This is a genomic window from Actinospineispora eucalypti, assembly GCF_039543365.1.
Classification (GTDB): Bacteria; Actinomycetota; Actinomycetes; order Mycobacteriales; family Pseudonocardiaceae; genus Pseudonocardia; species Pseudonocardia eucalypti.
The window spans coordinates 499,238-522,030 of sequence record NZ_BAABJP010000001.1 but is presented as its reverse complement, the minus strand read 5'-3'; the positions used below and the strand labels follow the sequence as shown (position 1 = coordinate 522,030).

At 70.9% G+C, this 22,793-nt stretch carries 20 protein-coding genes and 1 riboswitch; of the genes, 13 read left to right on the top strand and 7 right to left on the bottom strand.

All coding sequences use genetic code 11. The features are described from left to right. Window positions 1–91: 91 nt before the first annotated feature. Complete coding sequence (locus ABEB12_RS02515) at window positions 92–844, top strand: ANTAR domain-containing protein (RefSeq protein WP_185058747.1); 753 nt, start codon at window positions 92–94, stop codon at window positions 842–844. A gap of 6 nt (window positions 845–850) precedes the next feature. Here the strand turns inward: ABEB12_RS02515 and ABEB12_RS02510 are convergent, their stop codons facing one another. The 3 genes from ABEB12_RS02510 to ABEB12_RS02500 form a co-directional block, all read right to left on the bottom strand. Then, on the bottom strand, window positions 851–1,330 hold the full coding sequence (locus ABEB12_RS02510; protein ID WP_221497528.1) for a GNAT family N-acetyltransferase: 480 nt from the start codon (window positions 1,328–1,330) through the stop codon (window positions 851–853). Between the two features lie 186 nt (window positions 1,331–1,516). Next, window positions 1,517–3,661 carry a 3-hydroxyacyl-CoA dehydrogenase NAD-binding domain-containing protein gene (locus ABEB12_RS02505; RefSeq protein WP_185058746.1) on the bottom strand — a complete coding sequence of 715 codons (2,145 nt, stop codon included), beginning with the start codon at window positions 3,659–3,661 and terminating at the stop codon, window positions 1,517–1,519. Window positions 3,662–3,668: 7 nt separating this feature from the next. Continuing rightward, complete coding sequence (locus ABEB12_RS02500; RefSeq protein ID WP_185058745.1) at window positions 3,669–4,901, bottom strand: acetyl-CoA C-acetyltransferase; 1,233 nt, start codon at window positions 4,899–4,901, stop codon at window positions 3,669–3,671. Window positions 4,902–5,016: 115 nt separating this feature from the next. On the opposite strand from ABEB12_RS02500, the gene ABEB12_RS02495 reads away from it, so the two are divergent. The 3 genes from ABEB12_RS02495 to ABEB12_RS02485 all read left to right on the top strand — a co-directional run bounded on the left by ABEB12_RS02495 (window position 5,017) and on the right by ABEB12_RS02485 (window position 7,028). Then, the gene (locus ABEB12_RS02495) at window positions 5,017–5,757 is read left to right on the top strand and encodes a MerR family transcriptional regulator (RefSeq protein WP_345702496.1); all 741 of its coding nucleotides are present in this window, start codon (window positions 5,017–5,019) and stop codon (window positions 5,755–5,757) included. A gap of 94 nt (window positions 5,758–5,851) precedes the next feature. Then, window positions 5,852–6,604: an AIM24 family protein gene (locus ABEB12_RS02490; protein WP_185058743.1), complete on the top strand. Its 753-nt coding sequence runs from the start codon at window positions 5,852–5,854 to the stop codon at window positions 6,602–6,604. Between the two features lie 16 nt (window positions 6,605–6,620). Next, complete coding sequence (locus ABEB12_RS02485; protein WP_345702495.1) at window positions 6,621–7,028, top strand: acyl-CoA thioesterase; 408 nt, start codon at window positions 6,621–6,623, stop codon at window positions 7,026–7,028. Window positions 7,029–7,137: 109 nt separating this feature from the next. On the opposite strand, the gene ABEB12_RS02480 is transcribed toward ABEB12_RS02485, so the two are convergent. Next, entirely contained in the window at window positions 7,138–7,929 is a 792-nt protein-coding gene (locus ABEB12_RS02480) for a MerR family transcriptional regulator (protein ID WP_185058742.1), read from the bottom strand. A gap of 88 nt (window positions 7,930–8,017) precedes the next feature. On the opposite strand from ABEB12_RS02480, the gene ABEB12_RS02475 reads away from it, so the two are divergent. Then, window positions 8,018–9,151, top strand: a complete 1,134-nt coding sequence (locus ABEB12_RS02475; RefSeq protein ID WP_185058741.1) for a 2Fe-2S iron-sulfur cluster-binding protein — start codon at window positions 8,018–8,020, stop codon at window positions 9,149–9,151. Between the two features lie 63 nt (window positions 9,152–9,214). Further along, a complete protein-coding gene (locus ABEB12_RS02470; RefSeq protein ID WP_185058740.1) occupies window positions 9,215–10,354 on the top strand; it encodes a fatty acid desaturase in 1,140 nt (379 codons plus the stop codon). 41 nt (window positions 10,355–10,395) lie between these two features. On the opposite strand, the gene ABEB12_RS02465 is transcribed toward ABEB12_RS02470, so the two are convergent. Together ABEB12_RS02465 and ABEB12_RS02460 are read right to left on the bottom strand one after the other, a co-directional pair. Next, entirely contained in the window at window positions 10,396–11,661 is a 1,266-nt protein-coding gene (locus ABEB12_RS02465) for an MFS transporter (RefSeq protein WP_185058739.1), read from the bottom strand. A 125-nt stretch (window positions 11,662–11,786) separates the two neighbouring features. After that, a complete protein-coding gene (locus ABEB12_RS02460; RefSeq protein ID WP_185058738.1) occupies window positions 11,787–12,143 on the bottom strand; it encodes a DoxX family protein in 357 nt (118 codons plus the stop codon). Between the two features lie 70 nt (window positions 12,144–12,213). Here ABEB12_RS02460 and ABEB12_RS02455 point away from each other — a divergent pair, with 70 nt between their 5' ends. Both ABEB12_RS02455 and ABEB12_RS02450 read left to right on the top strand, forming a co-directional pair. Further along, window positions 12,214–12,702: a MarR family transcriptional regulator gene (locus ABEB12_RS02455; RefSeq protein WP_185058737.1), complete on the top strand. Its 489-nt coding sequence runs from the start codon at window positions 12,214–12,216 to the stop codon at window positions 12,700–12,702. Between the two features lie 112 nt (window positions 12,703–12,814). Beyond that, window positions 12,815–13,252: a TA system VapC family ribonuclease toxin gene (locus ABEB12_RS02450; RefSeq protein WP_185058736.1), complete on the top strand. Its 438-nt coding sequence runs from the start codon at window positions 12,815–12,817 to the stop codon at window positions 13,250–13,252. 594 nt (window positions 13,253–13,846) lie between these two features. Here the strand turns inward: ABEB12_RS02450 and ABEB12_RS02445 are convergent. After that, the gene (locus ABEB12_RS02445) at window positions 13,847–14,368 is read right to left on the bottom strand and encodes a hypothetical protein (RefSeq protein ID WP_185058735.1); all 522 of its coding nucleotides are present in this window, start codon (window positions 14,366–14,368) and stop codon (window positions 13,847–13,849) included. Window positions 14,369–14,437: 69 nt separating this feature from the next. Then, window positions 14,438–14,531, top strand: a riboswitch (glycine riboswitch). A 160-nt stretch (window positions 14,532–14,691) separates the two neighbouring features. Between ABEB12_RS02445 and gcvP the strand changes: the two genes are divergently transcribed. From gcvP to ABEB12_RS02420, 5 genes are read left to right on the top strand one after another with little or no spacing between them, the layout of a single operon-like run. Continuing rightward, window positions 14,692–17,622, top strand: a complete 2,931-nt coding sequence (gene gcvP, locus ABEB12_RS02440) for an aminomethyl-transferring glycine dehydrogenase (protein WP_185058734.1) — start codon at window positions 14,692–14,694, stop codon at window positions 17,620–17,622. Further along, window positions 17,619–18,722 carry a glycine cleavage system aminomethyltransferase GcvT gene (gcvT, locus tag ABEB12_RS02435; RefSeq protein ID WP_185058733.1) on the top strand — a complete coding sequence of 368 codons (1,104 nt, stop codon included), beginning with the start codon at window positions 17,619–17,621 and terminating at the stop codon, window positions 18,720–18,722. Before gcvP ends, gcvT begins: the two co-directional genes overlap by 4 nt. Further along, window positions 18,715–19,119, top strand: coding sequence for a glycine cleavage system protein GcvH (gcvH, locus tag ABEB12_RS02430; protein WP_185058732.1), 405 nt, complete (start codon window positions 18,715–18,717; stop codon window positions 19,117–19,119). Before gcvT ends, gcvH begins: the two co-directional genes overlap by 8 nt. Further along, window positions 19,116–20,387, top strand: coding sequence for a serine hydroxymethyltransferase (gene glyA / locus ABEB12_RS02425; protein ID WP_185058731.1), 1,272 nt, complete (start codon window positions 19,116–19,118; stop codon window positions 20,385–20,387). Before gcvH ends, glyA begins: the two co-directional genes overlap by 4 nt. Window positions 20,388–20,392: 5 nt before the next feature. After that, the gene (locus ABEB12_RS02420; RefSeq protein ID WP_185058730.1) at window positions 20,393–21,775 is read left to right on the top strand and encodes an L-serine ammonia-lyase; all 1,383 of its coding nucleotides are present in this window, start codon (window positions 20,393–20,395) and stop codon (window positions 21,773–21,775) included. Window positions 21,776–22,793: the final 1,018 nt, after the last annotated feature.

Genomic DNA, 22,793 nt, shown 5'->3' with positions numbered 1-22,793 from the left:
CGGCGCGCGCTCCGACACCGAGTGGTCACCGTCGGTCAAGATGCCGGCTTGGCCGCACCGTGAACTCGCGTCAGGTGAAAGGACCGCCGGCATGCCGGATGTCGGGCATCCGCCCCCCGAGTTGGTGGAGTTCGCCCTGGAGGCGGCCAGCACCTCGGTGGCCGAACTGGACGTGCCCGCGCTGCTGCAGCGCACCTGCCACACCCTCACCGAGCTGTACGGGCTGGCCGGCTGTGCGGCGGTGCTGCTGGACTCCACGGGTTCGGTGCGGGCCATGCTCGGCTCGCACCCGGCGGCCGTGCAGCTGACCCGGCTGATGCGGGAGATGGACGAGGACTCCGCGCGGCGCGAGTACGTGGTGCAGGACCTGACCCAGTCCAAGCGGATGGACCTGGCCCAGGCGGCCGGTCAGGTGGGGCTGCCGATCAGCGCGATGGTCGCGCTGCCCGGGCCGACCGGGCTGGTCGGCCGGTTGCAGCTGTTCGCCGCCGAGCCCGGAACGGTCACCCTGGACCTGCTGGCCGAGCTGCGCCCGTTCGCCCTGCTGCTCGGCGCCACCCTGGACAACGCCGAGGCCTACCAGCACTCCGCGTCGATGGTGGCCAAGCTGGCCGACGCGCTGGACGAGCAGCGCCCGGTGGAGCAGGCCAAGGGGATGCTCACCGAACGCCACCAGGTCGACCTGGACGCCGCCTACCGGATGCTGCGCGAGCAGGCCCGCCGGCACGCGACCTCGGTCCGCGCGGTGGCCGCCGACCTGGTCAACCAGTCATGGAAGGCGGCCAAGCCGGTGCCCGAGCAGGCCGCCACCCCCGCGCCCGAACACACCGGCGACCGACGCTGACCGGCGCTAGCCGGAAGCCAGCTCCGTCAATGCGTCGTCGGTGAGCCGGTAGCCGACCCACTCGTCCTCCGGGACCGCCCCGAGCGAGCGGTAGAAGTCGATGGACGGCTGGTTCCAGTCCAGCACCGCCCACTGCAGCCGCCGGTAGCCGTTGCGCTCGCACACCCTGGCCAGCTCCACCATCAGCGCCTTGCCGTACCCGCCGCCGCGATGCTCCGGCCGCACGAACAGGTCCTCGAGGTAGATCCCGTGCTCTCCCTCCCATGTGGAGAAGTTCAGGAACCACAGCGCCATGCCGGCCAGCTCGCCGGTCTCCGGTACCTCGGCGACGTGCCCGAACAGCGCCGGATGTGGCCCGAAGAGCGCGCCGCGCAGCTGCTCGACGGTCAGCTTGCAGTCGTCCGGCGCCCGCTCGTACTCGGCCAGGCCGTAAACCATCGCGACCACTTCCGGCAGGTCGCCCTCGCGCACCTCACGCACGCCCATAACACCCTCCCGCGAACATCGAGCTCATCATGAGAGACCCGGCACCATGATCGAACGTCTCTCCGGATGAACTCGGCGCGACCCCGGTGTTGCATATTTCCACGCAGAGCCAAAGCGAGCTGGGTGGACACGACGAAGGCGCGCCACCGAGTTCGGCCCGGTGGCGCGCCTTCGTGAACGCGGGAGCTACTTAGCCGCCGCGCGCAGGGAGTCGGGCACGGTGAAGCGTGCGCCGTACTTCTTGGCCAGCTCGTCGGCCCGGGCCACGAAGCCGGCCGCACCGCCGGCGTAGCCGTCGATGTACTGGCGCACGCCGCCGGTCCAGGCCGGGAAGCCGATGCCGAAGATGGAGCCGATGTTGGCGTCCGGCACCGTCTTCAACACGCCCTCGTCGAAACACCTCCAGGTTTCCAGCGCTTCCACGAACAGCATCCGCTCGGACAGTTCGTGCAGGTCAACGTCATGGCGTACAGCGCCCAACTCGGTGCGCAGGCCCGGCCACAGCGCCAGCCGCTTGCCGTCGGAGCCGTAGTCGTAGAACCCGGCGCCGCCGGCGCGGCCGGGCCGGCCCAGCTCGACCAGCTTGTCGATGACCGCCTCGGACGGGTGCTCCGTCCAGGTCTGACCAGACGCCTCGACCGCGGCGCGAGTCTCCTTGCGGATCTTCTGCGGCAGGGTGAGGGTGAGCTCGTCCAGCAGCTGGAGCACCGGAGCCGGGTAGCCGGCCTGCGAGGAGGCCTGCTCGACGGTCTGCGGGTCGATGCCCTCGGCGACCATCGCCACGCCCTCGTTGATGAAGGTGCCGATCACCCGGCTGGTGAAGAAGCCCCGGCTGTCGTTGACCACGATGGGCGTCTTGCGGATGCCCAGGGTGAGGTCGAACGCCTTGGCCAGCGCGGCGTCACCGGTGCGCTCACCCCGGATGATCTCCACCAGCGGCATCTTGTCCACCGGGGAGAAGAAGTGCAGGCCGATGAAGTCGGCCTGCCGGTCCAGCCCGGCGGCCAGCTCGGTGATGGGCAGCGTGGAGGTGTTCGAGCAGAGCAGGGCGTCCGGCTCGACGACCTTCATCGCCTCGCGGAACACCTCCTGCTTGAGCTCGACCGACTCGAAGACCGCCTCGATCACCACGTCGGCGCCGGCCAGGTCGTTGTAGTCGGCGGTCGGGGTGATCCGGGAGAGCAGCTGCTCGGCCTTCGCCGGGGTGGAGCTGCCGCGCTTGACCGCCTTGGCCAGCAGGCCCTCGGAGTACTCCTTGCCCTTTTCGGCCGCCTCCAGCGAGACGTCCTTGAGCACGACCTCCCAGCCGGAGAGGGCGCACACGTAGGCGATGCCCGCGCCCATCATCCCGGCGCCCAGCACGGCCACTTTGCGCGGCGTGTACTTGTCGTATCCGTCCGGCCGGGACTCGCCGTTGTTGATCGCCTGCAGGTCGAAGAAGAACGCCTTGGTCATGTTCTTCGCCACCTGGCCGGTGACCAGGTCCACGAAGTAGCGGCCCTCGATCTTCAGCGCGGTGTCGAAGTCCACCTGGGCGCCCTCGACGGCGGCGGCCAGGATGTTGCGCGGCGCCGGCATCGGCGCGCCCTTCAGCTGCTTGCGCAGGTTGGCCGGGAAGGCCGGCAGGATGGACGCCAGGGCCGGGTGGGACGGCGCGCCGCCGGGGATCTTGTAGCCCTTCTTGTCCCACGGCTGCGCGGCCTCGGGGTTGGCCTTGATCCACTCCCGGGCCTTTTCCAGCGCTTCTTCCCGCGACGACGCCAGGTCATCGATGATGCCGACCTCGCGCGCCTTGGCCGGCTTGTGCCGCTGGCCCTGCGCGAGCACGTTCATGAAGCCGTTGGCGATGCCCAGCAGGCGGGTGATGCGGACCACGCCGCCGGCCCCGGGCAGCAGGCCCAGGGTGACCTCGGGCAGGCCGTAGACGACGCCCTTCGCGTCCAGGCCGATGCGGTGGTGACAGGCCAGGCCGATCTCCAGGCCGCCACCCAGCGCGGTGCCGTTCATCGCCGCGACCACCGGGCGGCCCAGCGTCTCCAGCCGGCGCAGTGCGGCCTTGAGCTCCTGGCCCTCGGCGAAGATCCGCGGCGCGTCCTCCGGAGTGGCCTGGATCAGCCGGTTCAGGTCACCGCCGGCGAAGAAGGTCTTCTTCGCCGAGGTGATGATCACGCCGGTGATGTCGTCCTTGGCCTTGACCAGCTCGTGGGTGAGCTCGTCGAAGTCCGCCTTGAACTGCTCGGACATGGTGTTCGCGCTCTTCGCCGGGTCGTCCAGGGTGACCAGGACGATGCCGTCGGCGCCCTTCTCCCAGCGCAGCGTCTTCTGACTCATCGGTGACTCAGACCCTCTCGATAATCTGCGCGATGCCCATGCCGCCGCCCACGCACAGGGTGATCAGGCCCCGGCGCAGGTCACGCCGCTCCAGCTCGTCCAGCACGGTGCCGACCAGCATCGCGCCGGTGGCGCCGAGCGGGTGGCCCATGGCGATGGCGCCGCCGTTCACGTTGGTCTTCTCGTGCGGGATGCCCATGTCCTTCATGAACCGCATGGCCACCGAGGCGAACGCCTCGTTGATCTCGAACAGGTCGATGTCGTCGACCGTCAGGCCGGCCTTGGCCAGCGCCTTGCGGGACGCCGGCGCCGGGCCGGTGAGCATGATCGTCGGGTCCGCGCCGGACACGGCGGTGGACACGATCCGCCCGCGCGGGGTGAGGCCGGCGGCCTTGCCGGCCGCCTCGGTGCCGACCAGCACCAGCGCGGCGCCGTCCACGATGCCGGACGAGTTGCCGGCGTGGTGCACGTGGTCGATCTTCTCCACCCAGTGGTACTTCTGCAGCGCCACCGCGTCGAAACCGCCCTGGTCACCGATCATGGCGAAGGACGGGGGCAGCGAGCCCATGGTCTCCAGCGTGGAGTTGGCCCGGATGTGCTCGTCGCGGTCCAGCACGGTGAGCCCGTTGCGGTCCTTGACCGGGACCACCGAGCGGGCGAAGTAACCGTTGGCCCAGGCCTTGGCCGCGCGGGTCTGCGACTCCACCGCGAAGGTGTCCACGTCCTCCCGCGACCACCCCTCCAGGGTGGCGATCAGGTCGGCGCCGATGCCCTGCGGCACGAAGCCGGTCGTGTAGGAGGTGTCCGGGTCCATCGCCCAGGCGCCGCCGTCGGAGCCCATCGGCACCCGGGACATCGCCTCCACGCCGCCGGCCAGGATCAGCTCCTCCATGCCGGAGCGGATGCGCAGCGCGGCCTGGTTCACCGCCTCCAGCCCGGAGGCGCAGAACCGGTTCAGCTGAACGCCGGCGGTGGTCTCGGGCAGCCCGGCGGCGATCGCCGCGGTCTTGGCGATGTCGCCACCCTGGTCACCGACCGGGGACACCACGCCCAGCACCACGTCGTCGATGCTCGCCGGGTCCAGCTCGGGGAAGCGCCGGCGGATTTCGTCGATCAGGCCGATGACCAGAGAAACCGGCTTGACCTCGTGCAACGAGCCGCTGGCCTTACCTCGGCCGCGCGGGGTACGGATCGCGTCATATACGTAGGCCTCGGGGATTCCCCCGCTTGAGCCGCTCATGGAAGTACCTCTCCCGGTAGGGCATCGGGCTAGTATCGGGCTGCAACACATTTGTTCCATCTTTGCTACAGCAGCACTGTCACATAGGTCAAGTATCTGGGTAGGCTGCCGCACCGTGACGACCACCGCATCCGAGCAGACCGACAACGACGCCGGCTTGCTGACCATCGACCAGCTGTCCGGTCGCAGCGGCGTCAGCGTCCGCACGATCCGCTTCTACTCGGGCAAGGGCCTGCTCCCGCCGCCCACCCTGCGCGGCCGGCTGGGCCTTTACGGGCCGCAGCACATCGCCCGCCTGGAGCTGATCTCCGAACTGACCGCGATGGGTTACACGCTGGCCGCGGTCGAGGGGTTCCTGGCCAAGCTGCCGGCCGACGCGGACACCGACGCCCTGGCCCTGCAGCGCGCGCTGCTGGTGCCGTGGGTGGCCGAGCAGCCCGAGGAGCTGAGCCTGCTCGAGCTGAACCGCCGCGTCGGCCGCACGCTGACCGAGGACGAGCTGGAGGCCCTGGACGCCCTCGGCGTGCTGGAGCTCCGCCCCGGCGGGTCGATCGTGATGCGCGGCAGCCAGGCGCTGGAGACCGCGCTGGTGTTCATCGGCACCGGCGTCCCGCTGGCCCACCTGCAGTCGCTGCGGGACGCCTTCGAGAAGCACATGGACGCGCTGGTGCACGACCTGCTCGAGGCGTTCCAGAACCAGGTCCTGCAGCCGTACCGGGACCGCGGCCGCCCGGTGGCCGAGCGCGCCCGGCTGCGCGAGCAGTTCAACCAGATGAAGCCGCTGGCCGTGCAGGGCGTGGTGAACGCGTTCGCCCGGGCCATGACCCGCCAGGTGATCAAGCGCTACAAGCCCTGACCGCTTGCAGGTGCCCTACCAGGGCTTTCAGCCGGCTTTCCAACGCCCGAATTAACCTGCCGCGGCGGCCCCGCACCGTCCTATCGTGACGGCCATGCGGAGCGACCTGTTCAACCCCAGCCACGCCGAGGCGGCAACCGCCCAGGCCGGGATGACCCTGCAGAACTCGAAGATGCTCAAGGTCGCGCTGAACGGCGAGGTGATCACTCGCCAGGGCGCCATGGTGGCCTACCAGGGACAGATGGACTTCCAGGCGCTCGGCGCCGGCGGTCTGGGCAAGTTCCTGAAGCAGCAGCTCACCGGCGAGGGCATCCCGCTGATGAAGGTCAGCGGGCGCGGCGACCTGTTCCTCGCCGACCTGGCCTCGGACGTTTTCGTGATCGACCTGGAGGGCGGCCAGGACCAGCTGACGATCAACGGCCGCAACGTGCTGGCCTTCGAGCCGAGCCTGTCCTGGGACCTGCACCGGGTACAGGGCGCCGGGATGCTGTCCACGTCCGGGCTGTTCAACTGCCTGTTCAGCGGCCGGGGCCGGATCGCCATCACCTGCAAGGGCACCCCGGTGGTGCTGAACGTGGACCAGCCCACCTACGCCGACCCGCAGGCCGCCGTGTGCTGGTCGGCCGGGCTGCGCACCGGCTTCCACCGCGCCGACCAGCTGGGCCTGGGCACGCTGCTCGGGCGGACCACCGGCGAGTCCTACACGATGAGTTTCGCCGGGCAGGGGTTCGTCGTGGTGCAGCCCTCGGAAGAGCTGCCCGCGAGCTTGATCTCCGGCACCGGCTCCGGCGACCAGGCCGGCGGCGGGGCGGCCGGCGGACTGTTGGGCGGCCTGCTCGGGCGCTGATTATTAGGATCGGGTTGTGTTCAGCTTCCCGGTCAACGTGCGGTACATGGAGGTCGACGCCCAGGGCGTCGTGTTCAACGGGTGGTACCTCACCTGGTTCGACGAGGCGATGACGTACTTCCTCGCGGACCGGGGCCTGGCATACCAGGCCATGGTGGCCCAGGGTTTCGACGTGCAGCTGGTCCGCACGGAGATCGACTTCAAGGCCGGGGTGCGCTGGGGTGACCAGGTCGAGGTGCTGGTCAGCCCGTCCAAGCTGGGCAACACCAGCTTCGCGCTGGACTTCCAGGTGCGCCGCAACGGCGACGAGGTGACCACCAACGGCCGCACGACCTACGTAGTGGTCAACACCGCCGACTACACCAAACGCCCCATCCCCGACGCCCTGCGCAAAGCCCTCGGCGACCCGGTGCCCCTGCACTGATTCAGTGCCTCCAGCACGCCGATTCAGTCACATTGGCAGGCTGATTCAGTCACTTTGGCCGGGTGACTCACTGCTGGAGTGACTGAATCAGGCTGCAGAAAGCACTGAATCAAGAGGGGTCGGAGGTGGGGGCGGAGCTGGTGGTGCGGACGTTGCGCACTATGTCCTTGCCGAACGTGACGTCCAGGCGCTCCGCCACCGCCAGCTCCAGCACCGCGAGCATGGCCTCGCCGGAGACGGTGCGCAGCTGGCCGATAGTTTCGTACAGCTGGGGCCAGCGCTCGGCCGGGCGGCCGGAGTCGTCGAACGGACGCCACACCTCGCCGAGGAACAGCTCCACGTAGGTCTTGGCGATCCCGTCGGCGTGCTTGCGCAGCTGCTCCACCACGTCCAGCGCACGGTTCAGCGGGATGCCCATGTCCACCATGGACCGGGCCACGTTCACCAAGCGGGGACTGACCTCCTCGTACTGGTCGTCGCCGACCTCGCGGAGCAGGTCCATCTTGACCGCGCGGCGCAGGATGCCCGAGTCGGCGTCCGCGCCGCCGAACCGCTCGGCCAGCTCGTCCAGGTGCACGATCTGCCGTTCCTCGGTGGCGAACAGCTGCCGCACCGTGCGGATGAACCGCACCACCTCCTCGGTGGTGCCGCCCGTGGTCTCCAGCAACTTCTTGACCGTGTCGAGCTTGACGCCCTCGCCCTGCAGCTCGCGGATCAGCTCCAGCCGGGCCTCGTGGCCGGGGCCGTAGTAGCCGGTGCGGGCCCGCACCTGGGGCGGCGGCAGCAGGCCCCGGGCCTGGTAGGCGCGGATGTTGCGCACGGTGACCCCGCTGACCTGGGCCAGCTCGTCGATCGTGCGCCAGCCGGCGTCCTTTTCGACATCGACTTCTTCGACTGACATGTGACAGACCGTATCACAATGCTTGTGTGACACAGAATTCAAAGATCTTCAGTTGCCATGTGACATCAAGTTGTGGTGTCCTGATGTCATGCTTCGATTGCTCACCACCCCGCTGCTGCCGGAGGACTTCACCGAGCTGGTCTCGCCGCTCTGGTCCCGGTCCGCGCCGCGCGGCCGGGTGGTCGCGGTACGGCGGGAGACCGAACGGGCCACCACGCTGCGCATCCGCCCCGGTCGCGGCTGGTCGGCCCGCGGCGCGGGGCACCGGGCGGGGCAGTTCCTGCGGCTGGGCGTGGACGTGGACGGTGTGCGGCACTGGCGCAGCTACTCGCTGACCAGCGTGCCCGGCAGCGCCGACCTGGAAGTGACCGTGCAGGCGCAGCCGGACGGCGTGGTTTCGCCGAAGCTCGCGCACGGCACCGAGGTCGGCGACCTGCTGTACCTCGCCGACCCGCCGGCCGGCGAGTTCGTGCTGCCCGACCCGGTGCCGGCCAAGCTGCTCATGATCACGGCGGGCAGCGGGATCACCCCGGTGATGGCCATGCTGCGCACGCTCGCCGCCGGCGGAGCCGGCGGGCTCGGTCGGGCGCCCAGTTTGGCGCCCGACGGAAACACCGCGCGCGGCCGGATGCCCGACACGGTGCTGCTGCACAGCGCCCCGCGCACCGCCGACGTGGTCTTCCACGACGAGCTGCGGGCACTGGCCGCCGCGCACCCGGAGCTGCGCGTCGAGATCCGGCAGACCGCCCTGGACGGCCGCCTCGACCTGGCCGAACTGGATCAGCACTGCCCCGACTGGGCGGACCGCGCGGCATTCGTGTGCGGCCCGGCCGCGCTGCGCGACGCCGCACGGGCGCACTGGTCGGACGCCCCGGACCGGCTGCGCACCGAGGGCTTCACCCCGCCGCCCCGGGTGGCCGGTACCGGCGGACGGGTGCGGTTCGCCTCGGACCGTGGGCCAGGAACGTCGACTCAGTGTGCTGAGAACGCCGACTCGGGGGAGGTGGAGGTGGGGCCGGCCGCGAGCTTGTTGGAGGCGGGTGAGCGGGCCGGCTTTGCCATGCCCAGTGGGTGCCGGATGGGCATCTGCTTCGGATGCCTGGTGCCGCTGCGCGCCGGGCAGGTGCGTGACCTGCGCTCCGGCCAGGTGCACGGCGAGCCCGGCGACCTCATCCAGACCTGCATCAACGGCGCGGCCGGCCCGGCCGAGCTGGGAATTTAGCGCGGAAAGCGCGTACGGAGCGTGCGCCCAGTTCGGCGCACGCGGGAGACACCGGAGGTTCCAATGACTGTCCTGGACACCCGCGAGACCACCAACCCGCGGATCGTGATTCGGCCCGTCCCGTCCACGCCCGCGCCGGAGGCGCTCGGGCTGACCACCGCGCAGGTCGAGGAGTTCGGCCGCAAGCTGGACGCGATCCGCGAGGAGATCCTGGCCGCCCGGGGCGCCAGCGATGCCGCGTACATCCGCCGGGTGATCAAGGCCCAGCGCTACCTGGAGATCGGCGGCCGGGCGATGCTGTTCGCCGGCATCCTGCCGCCGGCCTGGGTGGCCGGCACCGCGATGCTGTCGGTGGCCAAGATCCTGGAGAACATGGAGATCGGCCACAACGTGCTGCACGGCCAGTGGGACTGGATGAAGGACGAGAAGATCCACTCCAGCACCTGGGAATGGGACCTGGTCAGCGACGCCAAGGGCTGGAAGAACTCGCACAACTACGCCCACCACACGTTCACCAACGTGCTGGGCAAGGACCGGGACGTCGGCTACGGGCTGCTGCGCATCACCGAGGAGCAGCCGTGGCGGCCGTACTACCGGGGCAACCTGGTCTACAACGGGCTGCTGTCGCTGTTCTTCCAGTGGGGCGTGGCGCTGCACGACCTGGAGTACGAGCGGGCGTTCGCCGGGAACCGGCCGTTCCCCGAGTTCCTGGCCCAGCTCGGCCGGATCGCCCGCAAGGCGCGCCGGCAGCTGCTGAAGGACTACCTGCTGTTCCCCGCGCTGGCCGGCCCGTTCTTCCTGCCGGTGCTGCTGGGCAACTTCTCCGCGAACACGGTGCGCAACGTCTGGTCGCACGCGGTGATCTTCTGCGGGCACTTCCCCGACGGCACGGTGGTGTTCACCGAGGACCAGCTGGAGGGTGAGACCCGGGGTCAGTGGTACCTGCGGCAGCTGCTGGGCTCGGCCAACCTGTCCGGCGGGAAGCTGTTCCACCTGATGACCGGCAACCTGTCGCACCAGATCGAGCACCACCTGTTCCCCGACCTCCCGAGCAACCGGTACGCGGAGATCGCGCCGAAGGTGCGTGCGCTGTGCACCGAGTACGGCCTGCCGTACACCACCGGGCGGCTGGGAAAGCAGTACTTCCAGGTGCTGCGCAAGCTGTTCCGGCTGTCCCGCAAGCCGGCCGACTACGCCGCCTGAGCCGCCTCCGCGGCTTGAGCGGGCTACGCGGCTTGAGCGGGCTACGCGGCCTGAGCGGGTTCGCGGGCCGGGGCGTCGCCGCCGATGCGGGCGGCGTCCCGGTCCGGGCGCACCACGAAGACCGCGATCAACCCGCCGACCACCGCCATCGCGCCCGCCAGGTCGAACGCCCAGCCGTAGCCGACCAGGGGAACGGGCGCGGCGTCCACCAGCATGCCGGTGACCGTGGGCGCGACGATGCTGGCCGTGCTGACCAGCGCGTACCACAGGCCGAGCACCGCGCCCCGGCGCCGGGCCGGCACCGTGTCCGCCACCGCCGCCTGGGACAGCGGGGTTTGCGAGTTGCCCACGCCGAAGGCCAGCGCGGCCAGCGGCAGCGCCAGCCAGGGACTGTCGAACCGGGTCATGCCCAGCATGCTCAGCCCGGAGATCACCGCGAACGCCCCGCCGAACATGCCCTGGGCCAGGTGGCGGGACACCCCTCGCTTGATCAGTCGCTGGGACAGCCAGCCGCCGAGCAGCATGCCCGCCGCGCTCAGGTAGGCCGGGAAGGTGACCAGGAACCCGATCGTGGTCGGCCCGTAGCCGACCTTGCCGAAGTACAGCGGCAGGAACGCGATGGCCACCGCCAGGCCCCAGTACACGGCGAACCCGGAGGCCAGCGTGCCCAGCCAGGTGCCGGTGCCCAGCATGGCGCGGTAGGTGGGCGGCCAGCCGGCCGCCGCGCCGCCGGTCCCGATGCCGGCCTCGCCGCCGGCCGGGGGCCGGCCGCGTTCGGCGTACGGCCCGTCGCCGCCGACCAGCAACCAGGCCGCCACCCACATCAGCCCGAGCAACCCCAGGATGCCGAACGCGGACCGCCAGCCCAGGCCGTGGATCGCCGCGTTGAGCAGCGGCGCCCCGACGATCACGCCCAGCGCCGAACCCACCGTGAGCAGCGCGGCGGTGAGTCCCCGGCTCTTCGGCGGCACCCAGGTGAACGCGTTGTGCACGCCCAGCGGCAGGCCCGGCCCCTCGCCCGCGCCGAGCAGCACCCGAGTGATCAGCAGAACCGCGAAGCCGGCCGCCGGGATCATCACCGGCAACTGGGCGACCGACCACACCACGGCCAGCCCGGCCAGCAGCCACTTCCCGGAGAACCGGTTGCCGAGGAACCCGAAGGCGATCGCCGAGACGCTGAACAGCAGGTAGAACGAGCTGGCGATGGTGCCGTACTCGGTGGCGGTCAGGCCCAGGTCGGCCATCATCGGCGGCGCCGCCAGCCCGATCACTGACTTGTCAGCAAAGTTCAGGGCCATGAACAACATCAGGAGAACGATTGCCCATCGGCTACGCGCAGGCACGTGGCCCCCTCCCAGTCGACGCTGACCGGCCCCGATTCGTTGACGGCTCAACCGTCACCCGACAGAGTGACCCGGGTCACGGGCCCGAGTCAAGCGGAGAGGGTGTAGGGCAGTCCCAGGGCCAGGGTGCCGGCGGCCAGTACCAAGAACCCGGCGGCCAGGCCGAACGCACGGTCGCCGGCCCACACGTGGGCCAGGATCGCGAGGATGAAGAACAGGACCAGCCCGATCGCGGCGGCCGTGCCGATCACGGGCACCGCGAAGCCCACCAGGAGCCCGATCGCGCCGGCCGCCTTGAGCAACCCGAGCACGGGCAGCAACCCGCGCGGGACGCCGGCCTGGTCCATGGCCACGGTGATCCGCTCCAGCTTGATGAAGTCGCAGGTCGCGGAGAACGCGTTGGCCGCGATGGCGAGGCCGGTGACCACCAGGTAAGCAACGAACATGACACTCTCCCTCATACGATGTGCATCGCAGATCTTATGAGTTTCATACTATATGTGTTCGAGAGGAAAAATGGACGTTGTTGAAGCCCGGCGCCGACGGCGGCTCACCACGGAGATCAAGACCGCCATGCGCGGTCTGCGCAACCAGCTGTCCCTGCTGAACCAGCAGGTCAGTGGGCGTCTCACCATCAAGAACCTGGACCTGGACTGCCTCGAGCTGGTCGCCATGCACGGCCCGCTCAGCCCCAGCGCACTGGCCCGCCGGGCCGGTGTGCACCCGGCCACCCTGACCGGCATCCTGGACCGGCTGCAGCGCGGCGGCTGGATCACCCGCGACCGACCGGCCGACGGCGACCCGGACACCGACCGCCGCACGGTCACCGTGCGCGCGCTGCCGGACCGCAACCACGAACTGTTCGGCCTCTACGCCGGGATGAGCGCGGCGATGGACCGGATCTGCGCCGACTACTCGCCGGCCGAGCTGGAGCTGCTCGCCGGCTTCCTGCGCCGGATGACCGAAGCCGGCCACGAAGCCACCGAACACCTCACCTCCGGGTAGGTACCCCGGCGTTCCGGCTCGAGGACGCGAGCGTTGCCGGCAACGGCCCGCACCCCGAGTTCCGCGACGCTCCCTGGGAGCACGTGCGCGACGCGATCTACCCGGCCCGGCCGTGATCGCGGTCGACACGAACATCCTGGTCTACGCGCACCGGCGGGATGCCGAGTTCCACCCCGCCGCGGCACGTTGCGTGCGCGACCTGGCGGAGGGGCGCTCGGCCTGGGCAATCCCGTGGCCGTGCCTGCACGAGTTCTTCGCCATCGCCACCCATCCGAAGATCTACGACCCGCCGAGCACCCGCGAGCAGGCGATCACCCAGCTCGACGCCTGGCTGGCCGCGCCCACCCTGTTCCTGCTGCACGAGTCGCCGGACTACTGGACGCGGCTGAAACCGTTGCTGCTCGCCGGCAAGGTCAGCGGGCCGATGGTGCACGACGCACGGGTCGCCACGCTGTGCCTGACGCACGGCGCGCGGGAACTTTGGACCGCTGACCGTGACTTCAACCGGTTCGGGCCGCTGAAGACCCGGAACCCCTTGCTCGGGGGCTAGGCCCAAGGCCGTTCAGTTAAGAGGCCGCACAAGGCGCTTTCGCCCCTCCGGTTCGGCGAGGGTCGGGTTCGAAAGATGGCCTGGACGGCGGCGCGGTGGCCGCCCTGCCGCGGTTCACGCTCCCGGCCGCCAGCCTCGATACGGAGTGTGACCGGTGTTGGCCGGGTTCGGTTCGTCCCATTCATCGAAGTCGACACCAGTCTGGTGTTTCTCAAGATCGAACTAGGCTGGTGTCGCACTCGCCGAGGAACCGACGTGGAATCGTCCGTGGGGCCTCGGCGGTTGGCAACGCCGCGTGACGAAGGCCGCTACGCCAACCGCTGGTCGTGAGCACGGCGCGGACGCCGACCGGAACGGCCGCCGGGTGGGACCGGAGCCGCGCCCGACTGAAAAGCCGCCGGGCGGGACCCGAGCCGCGCCGGACCAAGCCGTCCGCGCCCTCCAGGCCGATCTTTCGAACCCGACCCCCGCCGGACCGGCGGACCGACGACCCAAGCTCAGCCACCGGACCGACCCGCACACCAAGACAACACGCAGATCGCGGCGCGCCAGCCTCAACGACAAGCCCAGAACGCCAACTGAACGGCCTTGGGGCTAGGCCTGGCCGACGAAGATCGCGGGGTCGCGGTCGGGGAGGCGGGCGTCGATCTGTAGCTGCATGCGGTGGTTGTAGCGCAGGCCGAACGCGGTCTTGTAGCTCACCGAACCGCCCGGAACGATCGTCGTCCGGGGCGCACCGACCACGCCCTTCGGCGCGTCGCGCACCTCGCTCAACGCCATGCCGTCGGCGCTGGCGGCCAGGGCGAACTCGCTGGGGTCCAGGTTCTCCCCGGAGTTGTTCACGATGGTGACGGTGACCGAGACGAACCGGATCGCGCCGGCCGCGTTGGTGGCCAGGGTGCTGGGCTTGAAGTGCTTCGGCGGGTCAACCTGCACCGAGATCCCGTCCGAGACCTCGAACGGCTGGCCCATATGGGTGACGGCCGGCGCCTTGGTGGCGTTCAGGGTCTTGACCAACATGGTCGCGCCGACGATGCCGAGCACCACCAACAACACGCCCAGCGTGGCCAGCACCGCGGGGCCAAACCATTGCCGGGAGATTCGGCCGGTGGTCATGACCGGAGTCTAGGGGCAGACAAAAATCTGCATCCTGTGTACCGTCGGCCACACAACCGAATACGCCGACGACGCGCAGCGGGAGAGTCTCGTGGTCTCACGGGACGCCGAAGGAGCAACTTCCTCCCGGGAATCTCTCAGGCTTCAGTACCGTGGCGCCGAGGCAACTCTGGAGAAAGTGCCGGCCGGCCAGGCCGTGCGCTTACCGAAGGGGCTAAGCGCCGACGAGCGCCGAAACTCTCAGGTCCACAGGACAGAGCGGGGAGGTGTCCTAGCTCGATGTCTGGTGCCCGCACCGGACACGGCGAACCTGGAGACACCCCGTGACCAGCAATTTTCCGTCCCGCCACATCGGCCCCGACGCACCGGCCATCGAGCGCATGCTCGGCGCCCTCGGTTACCGCACCCTCGACGACCTGATCGACGCGGCCGTACCCGAGCAGATCCGCACCCGCTCCCCCCTGAACCTGCCCGAAGGCCGCGACGAGCACCGCGTGCTGGCCGAGCTGCGCGCGCTGGCCGGGCGCAACCGGACCCGCGTGCAGATGATCGGCCAGGGTTACCACGACACGATCACCCCGGCCGTGCTGCGCCGCAACATGCTGGAGAACCCGGCCTGGTACACGGCGTACACGCCCTATCAGCCGGAGATCTCGCAGGGCCGGCTCGAGGCGTTGCTCACTTTCCAGACCCTGGTGGAGGATCTCACCGCGCTGCCGGTGGCCGGCGCGTCGCTGCTGGACGAGGCGACCGCCGTGGCCGAGGCGGTACTGCTGATGCGCCGGGCCAACAAGTCCAAGGGCTCTGTCTCCGTCGGGCGCCAAACTGGGCGCCCGACCCAACCCGCCCTCAACGGGCGGGTGCTGATGGACGCGGACTGCCTGCCCCAAACTCTGGCCGTCGTGGCGGGGCGGACGGCACCGCTGGGCATCAAGGTCGAGCTGGTGGACCTGCACACCCAGCGTCCCGAGGACCTCGGCGACGATGCGTTCGGGCTGGTCATCCAGTCCCCCGGGGTGAGCGGCGGGGTGCGGGAAATCGAGCCCTGGATCACGGCGGCACGCGACCGGGGAATGCTCACCACGGTCGCCGCCGACCTGCTCGCGCTCACCCTGCTCAAGCCGCCCGGTGAGCAGGGCGCGGACATCGCGGTCGGCTCGGCGCAGCGGTTCGGGGTGCCGCTGTTCTACGGCGGGCCGCACGCCGGGTACATGGCGGTGCGCGCCGGCCTGGAGCGGATGCTGCCCGGGCGGCTGGTCGGGGTGTCGGTGGACGCCGCCGGCAAGCCGGCCTACCGGCTGGCCCTGCAGACCCGCGAGCAGCACATCCGCCGGGACAAGGCGACCAGCAACATCTGTACCGCGCAGGCGCTGCTGGCCAATGTGGCCGCGATGTACGCCGTCTACCACGGCCCCGAGGGCCTGCGCGCGATCGCGGAGCGCACCCACCGGCACGCGGCCACCATCGCCGAAGGCCTGCGCGCGGCCGGTCACCGGCTGGTGCACGAGCACTTCTTCGACACGGTCACCGTGCACGTCCCGGGCCGCGCTCAGGAGATCGTGGCGCGCGCCGATGCGGCGGGGGTGAACCTGCGGCTGGTGGACGCCGATCACGTCGGGGTGTCCTGTGACGAGTGCACGGACAACGAGGTCGTGGGGAAGGTGCTCGGCGCCTTCGGCGCCGAGCCCGTGAGTGATTTGTGTGGCTATAGCCACACAAATCACTCACGGGCGCTGCCGGCGCAGCTGGCGCGCACGTCTCCGTACCTGCGGCACCCGGTGTTCCACGAGCACCGGTCGGAGACGGCGATGATGCGCTTCCTGCGGAAGCTCGCCGACTACGACCTGGCCCTGGACCGCACGATGATCCCGCTCGGCTCGTGCACCATGAAGCTGAACTCGGCGGTGGAGATGGAGCCGATCAGCTGGCCGGAGTTCGCCTCCATCCACCCGCTGGCCCCGGCCGCGCAGACCGAGGGCTACCGGCAACTGATCGACGACCTGGAGACCTGGCTGGCCGAGATCACCGGGTACGACCGGGTCTCCCTGCAGCCCAACGCCGGTTCGCAGGGCGAGCTGGCCGGGTTGCTGGCCATCCACGGCTATCACGCCGCGCGGGGTGAGCACGGCCGGGACATCTGCCTGATCCCCGGGTCCGCGCACGGCACCAACGCCGCCTCGGCGGTACTGGCCGGGCTGCGCGTGGTCGTGGTGGCCACCGCGCCGAACGGCAACATCGACCTGGACGACCTGCGCGCGAAGATCGGCGAGCACCCGGACAAGATCGCCGCGATCATGCTCACCTACCCGTCCACCCACGGCGTCTACGAGGCGGACGTGCGCACGGTCTGCGACCTGGTGCACGAGGCCGGCGGGCAGGTCTACGTGGACGGCGCGAACCTGAACGCGCTGGTCGGGCTGGCCCGGCCCGGCCGGTTCGGCGGCGACGTGAGCCACCTGAACCTGCACAAGACGTTCTGCATCCCGCACGGCGGCGGCGGCCCCGGGGTCGGGCCGGTCGCGGTGCGCGAACACCTGGCGCCGTTCCTGCCCGGCGACCCGGGCAACCCCGGGAGCCCCGGCAGCCCCGGAAGCAGCCAGACGGGAGCCCCGGTCTCCCAGGCCAACTACGGTTCGGCGGGCATCCTGCCGATCACCTGGGCCTACCTGGCGCTGATGGGGCCGGACGGGCTGACCGACGCAACGAAGACCGCCGTGCTGGCGGCGAACTACCTGGCCCGGTCGCTGCACGAGCACTACCCGGTGCTGTACACCGGCCCGGGCGGGCTGGTCGCGCACGAGTGCATCCTGGACCTGCGGGAGATCACCCGGCAGACCGGCGTGACCGCCGAGGACGTGGCCAAGCGCCTGATCGACTTCGGCTTCCACGCGCCGACGCTGTCCTTCCCGGTGAACGGCACGCTGATGGTCGAGCCGACCGAGTCGGAGGACCGGAACGAGCTGGACCGCTTCGTCCGGGCCATGGTCACGATCAAGCGGGAGATCGACCAGGTCGGCGCCGGGGTGTGGCCGCTGGAGGACAGCCCGCCGCGGCAGGCGCCGCACACCGCCGAGCAGGTCACCGCCGACGAGTGGAACCTGCCGTACAGCCGGCAGACCGCCGCCTACCCGGTGCCGGAGCTGCGCGCGGCCAAGTACTGGCCGCCGGTGCGCCGGATCGACGGCGTGCGCGGGGACCGGAACCTGGTCTGCGCCTGCCCGGCTCCGGAGGCATTCGCCGAGGTGTCGTCATGACCAAAACACCGTTGCTGGACGAACACGTCGGCCTGGGCGCCACGTTCACCGACTTCGCCGGCTGGCAGATGCCGCTGAAGTACGACAGCGAGCTGGCCGAGCACCGGGCGGTGCGCGGCGGCGCCGGGCTGTTCGACCTCTCGCACATGGGCGAGATCGCGGTCACCGGCCCCGGCGCGGCGGCCGCGCTGGACTACGCGCTGGTCGGCGAGCTGTCCAAGACGGCGGTCGGGCGGGCCAAGTACTCGCTGCTGTGCAACTCCGACGGCGGCGTGCTGGACGACCTGGTGGTCTACCGGCTGGCCGAGGACCGCTACCTGGTGGTGGCCAACGCGGCGAACGCCCCGACGGTGGCCGCCGAGCTCACCGGGCGCGCGGCGAAGTTCGACGCCGACGTGCGGGACCAGTCGGCGGACACCGCGCTGATCGCCGTCCAGGGGCCGGCCGCGCAGCGGATCGTCACGTCGCTTGCCCCGGGGGCCGACGCGGAGGAGGTGGCCGCGCTGAAGTACTACGCGGCCACCGAGGCCCGGGTGGCCGGCCTGGGCGCACTGGTCGCCCGCACCGGCTACACCGGCGAGGACGGCTTCGAGCTGTACGTGCCGAACGCCGACGCCGTCACCCTGTGGCGCTCCCTGCTCGAGGCGACCGGGAAACACGGCGGCGGACCGGCCGGCCTGGCCTGCCGGGACACCCTGCGCCTGGAGGCCGGCATGGCGCTGTACGGCCACGAGCTGACCGTGCACACCGACCCCTACCAGGCCGGGCTGGGCCGAGTGGTGCGGCTGGGCAAGGACTTCGTCGGGCGGGACGCGCTGGCCGCGCGGGCGGACCGGCCGCTGGAGCGGGTGCTGGTCGGCCTGCGCGGGGCCGGCCGGCGGGCGGCCCGGGCCGACTACCCGGTCCTGGCCGGGGACACGCCGGTCGGCGTGGTCACCTCGGGGGCGCTGTCCCCGACCCTGGGCCACCCGATCGCGCTGGCCTACGTGGACGGCGCGCACCAGGAGCCCGGCACCGAGCTGACCGTCGACATCCGAGGCCGCCAAGAGCCCTACACGGTGGTTAAACCCCCCTTCTACAGGAGAAACACCAATGGCTGAGATCACCGTTCCCGCTGATCGGGGCTACACCGAGGAGCACGAGTGGGTGTCGCTGCTCCCCGGGGCGGAGCTGCCGGGCGAGCCGGTGCGGATCGGCATCACCGCCGTCGCCGCCGACTCGCTGGGCGAGCTGGTGTTCCTGGACCTGCCCGAGGTGGGCAGCACGGTCACCGCCGGCGAGATGTGTGGGGAGGTGGAGTCCACCAAGACGGTTTCCGAGCTGTACCCGCCGGTGAGCGGCGAGGTCGTCGAGATCAACGCGGCGGCGGTGGACGACCCCGGGCTGGTCACCGGGGACCCGTACGGCGACGGCTGGCTGCTGCGCGTCAGAGTTACCGGGATCGGTGAGCTGCTCAGCGCCGCCGAGTACGCGGCCAAGAACGGAGTGACGGCATGAGTGACGTGCTGAACCAGGAGCTGTCCGAGTTCGACCCGGACGTGCACGCGTTGATCGGCAAGGAGCTGGAACGCCAGCGCACCGGCCTGGAGCTGATCGCCTCGGAGAACCACGCCCCACTGTCGGTGATGCAGGCGCAGGGTTCGGTGCTCACCAACAAGTACGCCGAGGGCTACCCGGGCCGGCGCTACTACGGCGGCTGCGAGTTCGTGGACGCGATCGAGCGGCTGGCCATCGAGCGGCTGAAGGGGCTGTTCGACGCCGGGTTCGCCAACGTCCAGCCGCACTCCGGGGCGCAGGCCAACGCGTCGGTGATGCACGCCCTGCTCACCCCGGGCGACACCATCCTGGGCCTCTCCCTGGCCGCCGGCGGGCACCTCACCCACGGCATGCGGCTGAACTTCTCCGGGAAGCTGTACAACGTGGCCGCCTACGGGGTGGCCGAGCGGGACTATCTGATCGACATGGACTCCGTCCGTGAAGCCGCCCTCGAGCACCGGCCGAAGCTGATCATCGCCGGCTGGTCGGCTTACCCCCGGCACTTGGACTTCGCCCGGTTCCGGGAGATCGCCGACGAGGTGGGCGCCTACCTGATGGTGGACATGGCGCACTTCGCCGGGCTGGTCGCGGCCGGGCTGCACCCCTCCCCGGTGCCGCACGCCCACGTGGTCACCTCCACCACGCACAAGACCCTGGGCGGTCCGCGCGGCGGGTTCATCCTGACCAACGACCCCGAGCTGTCGAAGAAGATCAATTCGGCGGTGTTCCCGGGGCAGCAGGGCGGGCCGCTGGAGCACGTCATCGCGGCCAAGGCGACCGCGTTCAAGATGGCCGCCCAGCCGGCGTTCGCGGCCCGCCAGCAGAGCTGCCTGGACGGCGCGAAGGCCTTCGCCGAGCGACTCAGCCAGGCCGACGTGAAGGAAGCCGGGATCAGCGTGCTCACCGGCGGCACCGACGTGCACCTGATCCTGGTCGACCTGCGGCACGCCGAGCTGGACGGCAAGCAGGCGGAGGACCGCCTGGAGTCGATCGGGCTGACCGTGAACCGCAACGCCGTGCCGTTCGACCCCCGCCCGCCGATGGTCACCTCCGGGCTGCGCATCGGCACCCCGGCGCTGGCCGCGCGCGGCTTCTCCCCGGGCGACTTCACCCGCGTAGCCGATCTGATCGCCCGCGCGCTGCTCGCCGCGCCGGACGCCGACCTGGGCGCTCTGGGCGCCGAGGTCCGGTTCCTGGCCGACAAGTACCCGCTCTACCCGGGGCTGTAGCCACTATGACCGTTTCGGTGTTCGACCTGTTCTCCGTGGGTATCGGCCCCTCCAGCTCGCACACGGTGGGGCCGATGCGCGCGGCCGGGCGGTTCGTCGACGAGCTGCGCGGGCGCGATGCGCTGCCGGAGGTGGCGGCCGTGCGGGTGCTGCTGTACGGCTCGCTGGCCGCCACCGGCGCCGGGCACGGCACCCAGCCGGCCATCCTGCTCGGCCTGGAGGGGTACGCCCCGGAGTCCGTCGACCCGGACGCCATGCACCAAAGGGTGGCCGTCATGCGGGAGACCGGGCGGGTCCTGGTCGGCGGGGTCGCCGAGGTGCCACTCACCCGGGAGGACATCGAGAAGCACCCCCTGACCGTGCTGCCCCGCCACCCCAACGGCATGCGGCTGATCGCCACCGCCGCCGACGGCAGCACGCTGCTCGACGAGACCTACTACTCGGTCGGCGGCGGCTTCGTAGTCACCGAGTCCGACCCGGTCCTGGTCACGGCGGGCGGCGACGCCAAGTGGGCCTTCGGCTCGGCGGCCGAACTGCTCCTGCTGACCGAGCAGCACGGGCTGTCGGTGAGCGGGGTGATGCTGGAGCACGAGCTCACCCTGCGCACGGTCGACGAGGTGCAGGCCCGACTGCTGCACATCCGCGACGTCATGGTCGCCTGCCAGCTGCGCGGCATCACCCAGGAGGGGCTGCTACCCGGTGGCCTGGAGGTCCGCCGCCGGGCGCGGGACTGGTTCCGCCGGCTGGACGCGGAGGACCCGGACCGCTCGTCCGAGTTCGCCGAGGACTGGGTCAACCTGGTCGCGCTGGCGGTGAACGAGGAGAATGCGGCCGGCGGCCGGATCGTCACCGCACCCACCAACGGCGCGGCCGGCATCATCCCCGCCGTGCTGCATTACGCGGTGCATTACACGCGTGCGGGCAAGGAGTCGCCGGACGACACGGCGGTGCGGTTCCTGCTGGCGGCGGGGGCGATCGGCTCGCTGTACAAGGAGCGCGCGTCGATCTCCGGGGCCGAGGTGGGCTGCCAGGGCGAGGTCGGCTCGGCGGCTTCCATGGCGGCCGGCGGGCTGGCCGAGATCCTCGGCGGCACCCCGGCCCAGGTGGAGAACTCCGCCGAGATCGCCATGGAGCACAGCCTCGGCCTGACCTGTGACCCCATCGGCGGTCTGGTGCAGATCCCCTGCATCGAGCGCAACGCCATCTCCGCCGGCAAGGCGATCAACGCCGCCCGCATGGCCCTGCGCGGAGACGGCACCCACCGCGTCAGCCTCGACCAGGTAATCGCCACCATGCGCGCCACCGGCCTGGACATGAGCGACAAGTACAAGGAGACCGCCACCGGCGGCCTGGCCACCAACGTCCCCGTCAGCCTGGTGGAGTGCTAACCCCATCCCGCGAGTCGGGGATCCGGGTACGGCGAGTCGGGGATCCAGGTACGGCGAGTCGGGGATCTGGGTACGGCGAGTCGGGGTTTCAGGTACGGCGAGTCGGGGTTTCGGGTACGGCTTCCGCGGCGTACCGCCCGGCTGACAACGCGCGCACACCTCCGGGGTTGCTCGAACGGTGGGCGCCGCGAAACGGGGTTATCGTCCGAGTATGTCTGTCGACTCCCCGGTGACCCCCCGACCTGCCGCGACCGTGTTGCTGCTGCGTGACACCCCGGCGGGGCTGGAGGTGTTCCTGCAGCACCGGGTGCGGGCGATGGCCTTCGCGTCGAACATGCACGTGTTCCCCGGCGGCGGGGTGGACGAGCGCGACCGGGCGAACGGGGTCGACTGGGTCGGGCCGTCGCCGGCCGAGTGGGCGGAACGGCTGGGCCAGCCGGAGGAGCTGTCCCGGGCGCTGGTCTGCGCGGCGGTGCGGGAGACGTTCGAGGAGTGCGGCGTGCTGCTCGCGGGCGGTCCCGACGGCCCGCTGACGCCGAGTGCCAACGAGCTGGCCCGGGCGCGGTCCGAGCTGGTGGACCAGCGCGCCTCGCTGGCCGAGGTGCTGTCCCGGCGGGGCTGGTCACTGCGCACCGACCTGCTGCACGCGTGGTCCAACTGGATCACCCCGGAGGTGGAGCCGCGCCGCTACGACACGGTGTTCTTCCTGGCCGAGCTGCCGGACGGGCAACAGGCCGACGACCGGACCAGCGAGGTGCGCTCCGCCGGCTGGCGCCGCCCGGGCGACGCGGCCGAGGACGGACAGGCCGGGCGGATCCTGCTCATGCCGCCGACCTCGGTGAGCCTGCGCCAGCTGGCCGACTTCCCCGACGTGGCCGCCGCGCTGCGGGCCAGCGAGGCGCGGCCGATCACCCCGTTCATCCCGCGCGCCCGCCGGGACGGCAACCGGATGCTGGTCGAGCTGCCCGAGAACGAGGGCATCATCGCCGTGCCGCTGCCGCCCCGGAAGCCCAAGCAG

Excerpts from the sequence above, each read along its gene's own strand:
- glyA (WP_185058731.1), top strand. The coding sequence starts at position 19,116 with ATGAGTGACGTGCTGAACCAGGAGCTGTCCGAGTTCGACCCGGACGTG.
- ABEB12_RS02470 (WP_185058740.1), top strand. The coding sequence starts at position 9,215 with ATGACTGTCCTGGACACCCGCGAGACCACCAACCCGCGGATCGTGATT.
- ABEB12_RS02490 (WP_185058743.1), top strand. The coding sequence starts at position 5,852 with ATGCGGAGCGACCTGTTCAACCCCAGCCACGCCGAGGCGGCAACCGCC.
- ABEB12_RS02480 (WP_185058742.1), bottom strand. The coding sequence starts at position 7,929 with ATGTCAGTCGAAGAAGTCGATGTCGAAAAGGACGCCGGCTGGCGCACG.
- ABEB12_RS02465 (WP_185058739.1), bottom strand. The coding sequence starts at position 11,661 with ATGTTGTTCATGGCCCTGAACTTTGCTGACAAGTCAGTGATCGGGCTG.
- ABEB12_RS02500 (WP_185058745.1), bottom strand. The coding sequence starts at position 4,901 with ATGAGCGGCTCAAGCGGGGGAATCCCCGAGGCCTACGTATATGACGCG.
- ABEB12_RS02420 (WP_185058730.1), top strand. The coding sequence starts at position 20,393 with ATGACCGTTTCGGTGTTCGACCTGTTCTCCGTGGGTATCGGCCCCTCC.
- ABEB12_RS02460 (WP_185058738.1), bottom strand. The coding sequence starts at position 12,143 with ATGTTCGTTGCTTACCTGGTGGTCACCGGCCTCGCCATCGCGGCCAAC.
- ABEB12_RS02510 (WP_221497528.1), bottom strand. The coding sequence starts at position 1,330 with ATGGGCGTGCGTGAGGTGCGCGAGGGCGACCTGCCGGAAGTGGTCGCG.
- ABEB12_RS02475 (WP_185058741.1), top strand. The coding sequence starts at position 8,018 with ATGCTTCGATTGCTCACCACCCCGCTGCTGCCGGAGGACTTCACCGAG.
- ABEB12_RS02445 (WP_185058735.1), bottom strand. The coding sequence starts at position 14,368 with ATGACCACCGGCCGAATCTCCCGGCAATGGTTTGGCCCCGCGGTGCTG.
- ABEB12_RS02505 (WP_185058746.1), bottom strand. The coding sequence starts at position 3,661 with ATGAGTCAGAAGACGCTGCGCTGGGAGAAGGGCGCCGACGGCATCGTC.
- ABEB12_RS02515 (WP_185058747.1), top strand. The coding sequence starts at position 92 with ATGCCGGATGTCGGGCATCCGCCCCCCGAGTTGGTGGAGTTCGCCCTG.
- gcvH (WP_185058732.1), top strand. The coding sequence starts at position 18,715 with ATGGCTGAGATCACCGTTCCCGCTGATCGGGGCTACACCGAGGAGCAC.
- gcvT (WP_185058733.1), top strand. The coding sequence starts at position 17,619 with ATGACCAAAACACCGTTGCTGGACGAACACGTCGGCCTGGGCGCCACG.
- ABEB12_RS02455 (WP_185058737.1), top strand. The coding sequence starts at position 12,214 with ATGGACGTTGTTGAAGCCCGGCGCCGACGGCGGCTCACCACGGAGATC.